Here is a 9,419-nt window from a genome sequence, read left to right on the forward strand (position 1 = left end):
GTGTCTAAACCTTTGCCTTTGAAGATTCTGCCTGCCTCTTCTGTCTAAAGAATTTGAGGGATGGCCGGGATTACGAATTTTTTCGCAGAAATTGAACTAACCTGTTGATCTATAATAGAAAACTGCGTTAATGGATAGCTCTCTTTCCTCGACCTATCCCCGACTTAGTCATCAAGAATCAGAGGCCTTCAGTCCCCGCCTATTTCCAGGAATTTTTGGTGAATTGGCCTTTTTAGCTGCCCAGCAAAAAGGGACGTTTCGCCAAATTTTGATGCTCTCATATAGCGAACACCCATGTAATTGATGCGAACGCCTTGTCACTGGCGTGGCCGCTACTCAAAAACGATTAGAGCTGAGAGTGAAGGACGTCATTTTCGGCGTTTTTGCCAGGCCTCCAGCGCAAACAACGTGACCGTGTGGGCGCAATGAATCGCCAGTCGCGCGTGGCGTGGTTCTAGACACAGAAACGGGATTTCAGCAGCAAGCCAATTCACACCTGTGCCTTATTCCTTCTGCCAGCATCATGGAAATATGAAGGAAAGCTTGCCTCACCTCGCGATATAACTCCGGATCCGAATCACGTTCACCAGGTCCAATAGAAATTTCGCCCAAGACAGAACCATCTTCCAGTCTCTCTGCTGCTTTGAATTGTTGGATGAGTTGGCTGATATGGAAATCAGAAAAATGTATAGCACCTGAAGTTTTTGTATAAACAATAGGTATCCATTTTCCAAGCGGTTTGATCTGCTCAATCAGCCATCGATCAGTCGCGTTCTCCTTCGATTTCTTAAACTTCATGTTCTTAATACTTTTCCCCTGCGCGATATCCTTTGCAAGGGATTCTGCCGACATTCCCTCTGTCTGCTCTGCCCAATACAGGGTGTAGAACCTCGCTAAAGTGTCAAGGTTCAAACGAACGAGTGTCATAGCCATTTGGCCGTTATTAGACTCAACCGACTGGACAAAGGCTTTTTCTAGAGAAAGTGTTCGTCGAATCGCAGCCAGGAGAAAGTGGCGTTCGTGCTCATTTTTTTGCGGAAATGCGAGGACCCTTGCGCACATACCGTACAGGTCGCTCCGCAATTTCTCATACTGATCCCAATCGCCAAATCTTTCGGCATGGGTAGAATTTACCATCGCGCACTCACTATTATTGTTCATCATTGTCAATCTGCCGTGGCGGCGCCGGCCGGTAGCGCGCAAAGCGGTCACTGCTGTCAATGTAACGCATCGCGCTTTGAATGCTTTTCCAGCCGACGTACTCCATCATGGATTTAGTATCCCAGCCGTCGGCTGCGGCCCAGTTCGCAAAACCGCGACGCAGGGAGTGTCCGCTGTATCCGTCGGCGTCGTCAATGCCGGCTTTACTAAAAATCGAGCGAAGCAAAGGTATCAGGCTGTTGGAATGCAGGCCATCATCCCCGACATGCCCCCAGCGGTCAATGCTGCGAAATGCGGGGCCGCTCTCGATGTGCGCCAGCGAGACCCAGTCCAGATAGGCAGACACCGGGCATAGACGTGCCAGCGCCGGAGCCTGGAACGTGACACCCTTGTGCTGGCGGTCCCCCTTCGTGCGCGGAAAGAAGCAGCTCATGCCTTCGCCGGCGGCGACTTGAACATGCTCGGCCTGCAGGCTGGTCAATTCATCGCCGCGAAAGCCGCGCCAGAAGCCCAATAACACCAGCGCGCGATCGCGCGTGTGCCGCAGGTGCTCGCCACGCTGGCCCGCTTCGCGCGCCGCTGTGATGGCATCGGCAAGCCAGCGGTCGACCTGATCCAGTTGCTCGATCTGGAGCGGCTTGGCTTGTTTTTCCTGCGCCGGGTGCTCGGCCCGAATACCCCGCAGCACCTTGCGCACCAGCGGCGCCTTAGTGGGGTCTGGAAAACCCTGCTCGATGTGCCATTGCGCCAGGGCCGCCAAGCGCTGCGTCAAGGTGCTGATGGCCAGCGAGCCGGCATAGCTGACCAGGTACCTGGAGATCGAATCGCTACTGGCGGGCAAAAAGCCACCCCAATCCACTTCGAAGTGGCGCACGGCGGCCTCATAGCTGCGCTGGGTGTTTTTCCGGGTGGCGGCGTCGAGGTAAAACTCGACGTCAGGGGCCTGATTTATCGTCATGGGCGTTGTCTGGGCGGATTGCCCATTTCGTACTGGATTGGGCCGATTTTACGCCCAAATTCGGCATCATGCGGGATAAGATTAGCTTATCTAATCTTAGTTTTCACAACTATACCCAGCCAAATGTGCGTTAAAATAGTATGTAAATATGTGGTACATACCTTAGTACATTATTTCATTCATGGGGGCACAATGGCTCGCTCAGGCTTATACAAATCGGAAGTCCAGAAGGCCCGCGACGCACTGCTCGCCAAAGGCCAGCGTCCATCCATTGACGCAGTACGTATCGAACTGGGTAATACGGGCTCAAAAACCACGATCCACAAGTACTTGCGCGAGCTGGAAGAGGAAGATGGCATCGGGGATCAAAAACGCACTTCGCTCAGCGAGGCCTTGACTGATTTGGTTGAACGGCTTGCTGCCCGGATTCAAGAGGAAGCGGACGAACGGTACGCTACGCGCACCAACGTTATTGAAGCCAAAGCGGTAGCGCAACAGGCCGCTATGCAGTCCATTGAAGCGGAGAACGCCCGTTTGGGCGTGCAGATCGCCGCTATCGAGACGGCAAATCGACAGAACGAAGCTGCGCTTGCCGGTGTACAGGAAGCGTTGTCGCGGGAGTCCACCTCCCGCCAGCTGGCAGAACAGGAAGCCAATAGCTTGTCCAAGAGGCTGGCAGAAAATGAGGCCCATCGCCGTTCGCTGGAGGAAAAACACCAGCACGCGCGCGACGCCTTGGAGCACTATCGCGTCGCGGCAAAAGAGCAACGGGAGGCCGAATCGCGCCGGCACGAGCTTCAGGTCCAGCAACTACAAGCGGAGCTGCGTCAGTCTAACCAGACTCTGGTTAGCAAGAATGATGAAATTACGATGTTGAACCGCGACGGCGCCCGGTTCATGGCGGAGCTGACGCACACACGTCAGGCACTACGTACAGCCGAAGAACACGCCAAACGGCAGCTCGATGAAATCGAACGTCTACATGCTATCCAATCTGCCTACGAACAATTGAGCGCCCAGATGGCCGAGCGTGAGGCACGCATCGCCGAGCTTCAGGGGCAGCTTGCAAGCAGTCTTGGCGAACAGGAAAAGCAGTCGTCACAGGTGCATACTCTTGCGCTTGCACTTGCCCAATCGCGCACCCAAGTCGAGATGCAGGAAAAAATGAATGCCCAGTTGCAGGAAATTCTCGCAACTGGGCAAAGGCCAACTAGCTAAGATCAGGCGCGCTACGATGCGCCCTGGCCTATTCCGGGCGCCGTCTTGCGCTGCCGCCGGCGCAGCACCAGGTAGGCGGCCGGCACCACGAGCATGGACAATAACGGCGCCGTGATCATTCCCCCAATCATCGGCGCCGCGATGCGCTGCATAACTTCGGAACCTGTTCCGCTGCCGAACATGATTGGCACCAGCCCCGCCAGAATGACGGCAACGGTCATCGCCTTGGGGCGCACGCGCAGTACGGCACCTTCACGGATCGCGTCCAGCAGGTCTTCAGCGCTGGTTTTCCCAGTCTGTACGCGGGTATCCCAAGCCTGCTTCAAGTACAGCAGCATGATCACGCCGAACTCGGCCGACACGCCGGCCAGCGCGATAAACCCGACGCCCGATGCGATAGAAAGATTGTGCCCCAGCAGCCAAAGTAGCCACACGCCGCCGGCCAACGCAAAAGGCAGCGTGGCCATGATCAAAGCGGCCTCATCAAAGCGTTTGAAAATCAGGTATAGCAGAACAATGATGATCAACAAGGTGGCCGGCACCACGATCTTGAGTTTGGCAGTGGCGCGTTCAAGGTATTCGAATTGTCCAGACCAGGATACGGAGTAGCCGGGCGAAAGCCGGACTTCCTTGGCGACCACCTGCTGCATCTCGTGTACCGCCGAGCTGAGATCGCGTCCGCGAATATCAATGTACACCCAGCCAGACAGGCGTGCGTTCTCGCTCTTTAACATTGGCGGCCCATCCTCGATGTGGATAGCGGCGACGTCTCCGAGGCGGATTTGCGCGCCGCGCTCAGTGAGCACCGGTAGCTCGCGCAATTTTTCGACCGAGTCGCGCACCTCGCGCGGGTAGCGGACGTTGATCGGGAAGCGCTGCAAGCCTTCGACGGTTTCGCCGATATTGTCGCCCCCGATTGCCGACGACACGATGCTTTGCACGTCGGCGATATTCATGCCGTAGCGGCCTGCAGCGTCGCGGTCGATCTGCACATCGATGTAGCGGCCACCGTTCAGACGCTCGGCCAGCGCGGAGGACACACCGGGTACATTTTTGACGGCCCGCTCGACTTCGCTGGTGATGCGATCGATTTCCTTCAAGTCGACGCCGGCGACCTTCACACCCACCGGGCTCTTGATGCCGGTGGACAGCATGTCGATCCGATTGCGAATGGGCGGTACCCAGATGTTCGACAGCCCCGGCACCTTCACGGTGCGGTCCAGTTCTTCGACCAGCTTATCCGGCGTCATGCCCGGCCGCCACTGGTCGCGCGGCTTGAACTGGATCGTGGTCTCGAACATCTCCAGCGGTGCCGGATCGGTGGCGGTTTCCGCCCGGCCAGCCTTGCCGAACACACTTTGCACCTCCGGCACCGTCTTGATCAGGCGATCGGTTTGCTGCAGCAGCTCGGCTGCCTTGCCAATCCCGATGCCCGGCAAGGCCGACGGCATGTACAACAGGTCGCCTTCATCAAGCGGCGGGATGAATTCGCCTCCTAGGCGTGCCAGCGGCCAGATGGTCGCCATAGCGACGATACCGGCCGCCACCAACGTCGTCTTCGGATATTTCAGCACGCACTCCAGCAGCGGCCGGTACAAGCGGATCAGTCCGCGATTGAGCGGATTGCTTTGCTCGTCCGGGATACGGCCACGAATCAGGTAGCCCATCAACACGGGGATCAGGGTAACGGCCAGGCCTGCCGCGGCGGCCATCGCATAGGTCTTGGTGAAGGCCAATGGCGCAAACAGCTTGCCTTCCTGCGCCTCCAGCGTAAAGACCGGCACGAACGAGAGCACGATGATCAGGAGTGAGAAGAACAGCGCCGGGCCGACTTCGGCGGCGGCGTCGCCTACCACGCGCCACTGCTCGTCGCCAGCCAGCGCCTGGCCGGGGTGGCCGTGCTTCCACGCCTCAATGTGCTTGTGCGCGTTCTCGATCATCACGACGGCGGCATCGACCATCGCCCCGATGGCAATCGCAATACCGCCCAGCGACATGATGTTGGCATTCACCCCTTGGTAGTACATCACCAGGTAGGCTGCGAGTACACCGAGCGGCAACGACACGATGGCCACTAAGGCCGAACGCAGGTGGAACAGGAAAATGGCGCAGACCACGGCCACAACGACAAATTCCTCGATCAGCTTGTGTTCGAGATTGGTCACGGCCCGCTTGATCAGGTTCGAGCGATCATAAGTCGGCACGATCTCCACGCCTGGCGGCAGGCTGGCTTTGAGCTTGTCGAGCTTGGCTTTGACAGCCTCGATGGTCGAAAGCGCGTTTTTCCCTGACCTCATGACGATCACGCCGCCGGCCACTTCGCCTTCACCGTTCAGTTCTGCCACGCCGCGCCGCGTTTCCGGGCCGACTTGTACCCGGGCGACGTCGCCCAGCCTGACCGGCACGCCGCTATCTGTCGTGCGCAGCGGGATCTTGCGGAAGTCGTCGAGCGAGGTCAGGTAGCCCGATGCGCGTACGATGTATTCCGCTTCGCCCAGTTCCAGCACCGATCCGCCCGTTTCCTGGTTGGCCTTTTGTACCGCCTCGATCACCCGGGCATGGGGGATGTTATAGGCACGCAGCTTATCGGGGTCGAGCTGGATCTGGTATTGCCGCACCATGCCGCCGATGCTGGCCACCTCCGACACATTGGGCACCGCTTTGAGTTCGTACTTGAGAAACCAGTCTTGCAGTGCACGCAGTTGTGACAGGTCGAGCTTGCCGCTCCGGTCGACCAGGACATACTCATAGATCCACCCCACGCCGGTGGCGTCAGGGCCAAGTGCTGGCCGCGCCTGTGCTGGCAAACGGGACTGCACCTGGTTGAGGTACTCCAGCACGCGCGAGCGCGCCCAATAAGGATCGGTGCCGTCGTCAAACAGCACGTAGACGAAGGAGTCGCCGAAGAATGAATAGCCGCGCACAGTTTTGGCGCCGGGCACCGAGAGCATGGTTGTCGTCAGCGGATAAGTGACTTGATTTTCCACGATCTGCGGCGCCTGGCCTGGGTAGGTTGTGCGAATGATGACCTGTGTGTCTGACAGGTCCGGGATCGCGTCCAGCGGCGTCTTCGACAGCGCCCAGATGCCCCAGGCGGCCAGACCCGCCGTGGCCAGCAGCACGAAAAACCGGTTCACGATGGACCAGCGTATGAGCTTGGCGATCATCGCTTGCCTCCCATAGACGCTTTGTCCATCGCCGGCGGCATCGCGCCAGGCTTCATGGCGGCCGGTGCGCTATCGGTAACAGGCGTTACGGCCGTCAGCTGGTAGCCGTCCTGCACCTTGCGCACCTCGAAAGCTACCGTGTCGCCGACTGCAACATTGCGTGGCAATCCGCCAGACGGCGGCTTAAATGCCATCGTCATGGGCCCCCAATGCAGCGAAGGAATCGGTCCGTGGGATAACGTAACGCCCTCCGGGCCGATTTTTTCGACCCGGCCGGTTCCGCGGTGGCTCGTCTCCGCCGGCGGCCTATTGGTTTGCGGCGCAGAAGCTGACGCATCGACCATCCGGGCAATCGTTCCTTTCAGACTGGCCTCCGAATCGACTAGGAATTGTCCCGAGACGACCACTTTCTGCCCGGCCTGCAAACCCTGACGAATCTCAATTTGGTTCCCTGCCTGTGCGCCAATTTCGACGTTCACCGGGGTGAACTTGCCGTCGCCGGCGGCCACAAAGACCACATTGCGGGTGCCGGTCTGGATCACAGCTTCGCTGGGTACCAGCAAGCTGCGTTGGCCGGTGGCAGGCGTCAGGCTGATGTTGGCGAACATGCCCGGCGCCAGCCGCTCCCCTGGATTGGCCAGTTCGATACGGGCCTTCAAGGTGCGAGTGGCGGCATTAATTTCCGGCAGGAGCGATTCCACCTTGCCCTGGAACGTTTGCCCCGGCCACGCGGGCGTGCGCGCCGCCACGGCAGCGCCAGGACGTACCTGCCCGGTGGCTGCCTCGGGAATCTCGGCAATGATCCATACGGTCGATAAGCCGTTGATGCGGTACAGCGGTGCGCCAGCGGCGACGGTCAAGCCTTCGCGCGCTGCCAGCTCATCGACGACACCCGATACCGGGGCGTTGATGGTGATCCTGGGATGGACTTTGCCGGCGCTGGTGACCAGGCGGATCTGCTCCTCATTCATGCCAGCCAGTCGCATTCGTTGGAGCGCCGCATCAGCGAGATCCTGCGCGCCTTGCATCCGACGGGCAGCAAAATATTCCTCTTGTGCCGCCACCCAGTCAGGCACGTACAGCTCAGCCAACGGCTGGCCTTTGCGTACCCGGTCAAGCGGTGCGCGCACATAGAGGCGCTCCACATAGCCGCTGGCGCGGGCCTGCACCACGGCGACGTCACGCTCGTTGTAGGCGACACTACCGACTACTTCCAGCGTGCTGGAGAGCGTACCTTCCACCACGTCGGCGGTGCGAATACCCAGGTTTTGCTGGACGCGGGGACTGACGAGTACCTTACCGTTGTCCCCAGATTCGTCGGCAAACATGGGGACGAGCTGCATATCCATGAATGGCGATTTGCCCGGCTTGTCAAATTTCGGCCCCGGTACCATCGGGTCGTGCCAATAGAGAACCTTCTTGCCGGTGGCAGGATCGATTTGGCCGCCAGGGCCGCCCGTGGCTGGCTGGGTAGCACCATGTGTTTCTTGTCGTGCGCCGGCCCAGTAGCCGCCCGCTCCGGCGACGGCGATGACGAGAGCGACGATCGCAGTGCGCGTGATGTTTTTTTTCTGGTTCATTTGATACTTTCAATACGTGTTGCCGGCGCTGGGCCATGCGTAGTCGGAAAGAGGAAATTGAGTTGCGCCCAGAGCCTCGCGGTGTCGGCTTCCAGCTGGAGCGCTGACAGGCGCACGTCCAGTTCGTTGCGCCGCGCGGCGAGTACCTCGCCCAGCGCCGATTTGCCACCTCGATACGCAGCCAGGGCGGCCTCGCTACGCTCCTGAGCTAAGGGCACCAGCTCGCGGGCATACCGTGCAAGGCGATCACGGTTGGTGTGCCATTCGTTTAGCATGGTGCGCGTCTCGGCGACATGCGAGCGCAGCATCTCGTCGCGCCCGGCCCGGACCTGCTCTGCGGTGGCAAGCTTGGCAGCCAACTCGCGGTCCTGTCGGTTCTTCTGATCCCATTGCAGTGGCACGGAAATGCCGACCGACACCATGTTGGAATAGGCGCCACCGCGCTGCTGGTACGCCACCTCGATACTCCAGTCGGACTTCTTATTGGCTTCGGCCAGCTTGACGTCGAGCGCCGCGATGTCCTCCTGCCGGCGCAGGGCTGCAATTTCAGGATGGTGGTTGAGCTGCGTCTCCAGCGCGACCGAATCGAGGCGCACCGTGTCGATGGCCGGCTCCCCGGCCAATGGCCCGTTACCGGCTTCGCCAACCCAGCGGGTCAGCGTGATCGCTGCGCCGCGCACGCGGCGGACGGCATCATCGTGGCGGTCGTCTAATTGCGCGATAACACCTTTGGCGGCAAGTACATCAGCCTGGCTGCCGCGCCCACCTCGGTAGGTCGCCTCAGCTGCCTGCAACTCGCGCTCTGCCTGATCGCGCTGTGCACTGACTACCTCGGCCATCGCCAAGGCGTAATAACGGTCTAGCCAGGCGATGGCGGTATCTCGCTCGATAGCTGCAATGACCACGTCTTTCTCGGCCAGCGCCTTATCGGTTTCGCGAGCATAGCGTTCGCTGCGAAGATGGCGTTTATCTGAGCGCGTCAGCTCTTGCGAGAAACCGATGCGCCGCATGGTCATGAAGTCGGCGGCAACGCTGCCGCGATCGCGGCCCGTCACTGGCAGATTGTCGATACCGGCCTTCAACACCGGGTCTGGAAGTTGGCCGGCGGCCACCGCCATATCGCGCGATGCGCTCACGGCGGCATCTTCAGCGACGATCTGGCGTGACCGCTCAAGCGCCATGCGCTGCGCCGCGGCTAACGATAACGGATCGGCGGCAAGTGCCGCACACGAGGATGTAACGAGTCCGATGGCGACGGCAAGGCGGACCACGGAATATGAATTTGCACGCCCTTTACGGCGTGCGGAAATAAGATGCGGCATGAGGCCTCCACAA

Annotated in this window: 6 protein-coding genes; 1 reads left to right on the forward strand and 5 read right to left on the reverse strand. The window is 59.5% G+C overall.

The window, feature by feature from the left end:
* Nucleotides 1–474: 474 nt before the first annotated feature.
* Together GTP27_RS10025 and GTP27_RS10030 are read right to left on the reverse strand one after the other, a co-directional pair.
* Nucleotides 475–1,164, reverse strand: coding sequence for a hypothetical protein (locus tag GTP27_RS10025; RefSeq protein ID WP_161039039.1), 690 nt, complete (start codon nucleotides 1,162–1,164; stop codon nucleotides 475–477).
* A complete protein-coding gene (locus GTP27_RS10030; protein WP_161039040.1) occupies nucleotides 1,151–2,119 on the reverse strand; it encodes a site-specific integrase in 969 nt (322 codons plus the stop codon). The genes GTP27_RS10025 and GTP27_RS10030 overlap by 14 nt, the downstream gene beginning before the upstream one ends.
* A gap of 192 nt (nucleotides 2,120–2,311) precedes the next feature.
* Between GTP27_RS10030 and GTP27_RS10035 the strand changes: the two genes are divergently transcribed.
* Nucleotides 2,312–3,337 carry a DNA-binding protein gene (locus tag GTP27_RS10035; protein WP_161039041.1) on the forward strand — a complete coding sequence of 342 codons (1,026 nt, stop codon included), beginning with the start codon at nucleotides 2,312–2,314 and terminating at the stop codon, nucleotides 3,335–3,337.
* Nucleotides 3,338–3,348: 11 nt separating this feature from the next.
* Here the strand turns inward: GTP27_RS10035 and GTP27_RS10040 are convergent, their stop codons facing one another.
* Genes GTP27_RS10040 through GTP27_RS10050 form a run of 3 tightly spaced genes read right to left on the reverse strand, consistent with a single transcriptional unit; the run spans nucleotide 3,349 to nucleotide 9,406 of the window.
* Complete coding sequence (locus GTP27_RS10040; protein ID WP_161039042.1) at nucleotides 3,349–6,504, reverse strand: efflux RND transporter permease subunit; 3,156 nt, start codon at nucleotides 6,502–6,504, stop codon at nucleotides 3,349–3,351.
* The gene (locus GTP27_RS10045) at nucleotides 6,501–8,084 is read right to left on the reverse strand and encodes an efflux RND transporter periplasmic adaptor subunit (protein WP_161039043.1); all 1,584 of its coding nucleotides are present in this window, start codon (nucleotides 8,082–8,084) and stop codon (nucleotides 6,501–6,503) included. The genes GTP27_RS10040 and GTP27_RS10045 overlap by 4 nt, the downstream gene beginning before the upstream one ends.
* Nucleotides 8,081–9,406 (reverse strand): TolC family protein, encoded by a 1,326-nt coding sequence (locus GTP27_RS10050; protein ID WP_161039044.1) that lies wholly within the window; start codon nucleotides 9,404–9,406, stop codon nucleotides 8,081–8,083. The genes GTP27_RS10045 and GTP27_RS10050 overlap by 4 nt, the downstream gene beginning before the upstream one ends.
* Between the last annotated feature and the right edge of the window lie 13 nt (nucleotides 9,407–9,419).

It is taken from the genome of Duganella qianjiadongensis (genome assembly GCF_009857915.1).
Taxonomy (GTDB): domain Bacteria; phylum Pseudomonadota; class Gammaproteobacteria; order Burkholderiales; family Burkholderiaceae_D; genus Rugamonas; species Rugamonas qianjiadongensis.

Coding starts and splice junctions, on each gene's coding strand:
- GTP27_RS10025 (WP_161039039.1), bottom strand. CDS start 1,164: ATGATGAACAATAATAGTGAGTGCGCGATGGTAAATTCTACCCATGCC.
- GTP27_RS10030 (WP_161039040.1), bottom strand. CDS start 2,119: ATGACGATAAATCAGGCCCCTGACGTCGAGTTTTACCTCGACGCCGCC.
- GTP27_RS10035 (WP_161039041.1), top strand. CDS start 2,312: ATGGCTCGCTCAGGCTTATACAAATCGGAAGTCCAGAAGGCCCGCGAC.
- GTP27_RS10040 (WP_161039042.1), bottom strand. CDS start 6,504: ATGATCGCCAAGCTCATACGCTGGTCCATCGTGAACCGGTTTTTCGTG.
- GTP27_RS10045 (WP_161039043.1), bottom strand. CDS start 8,084: ATGAACCAGAAAAAAAACATCACGCGCACTGCGATCGTCGCTCTCGTC.
- GTP27_RS10050 (WP_161039044.1), bottom strand. CDS start 9,406: ATGCCGCATCTTATTTCCGCACGCCGTAAAGGGCGTGCAAATTCATAT.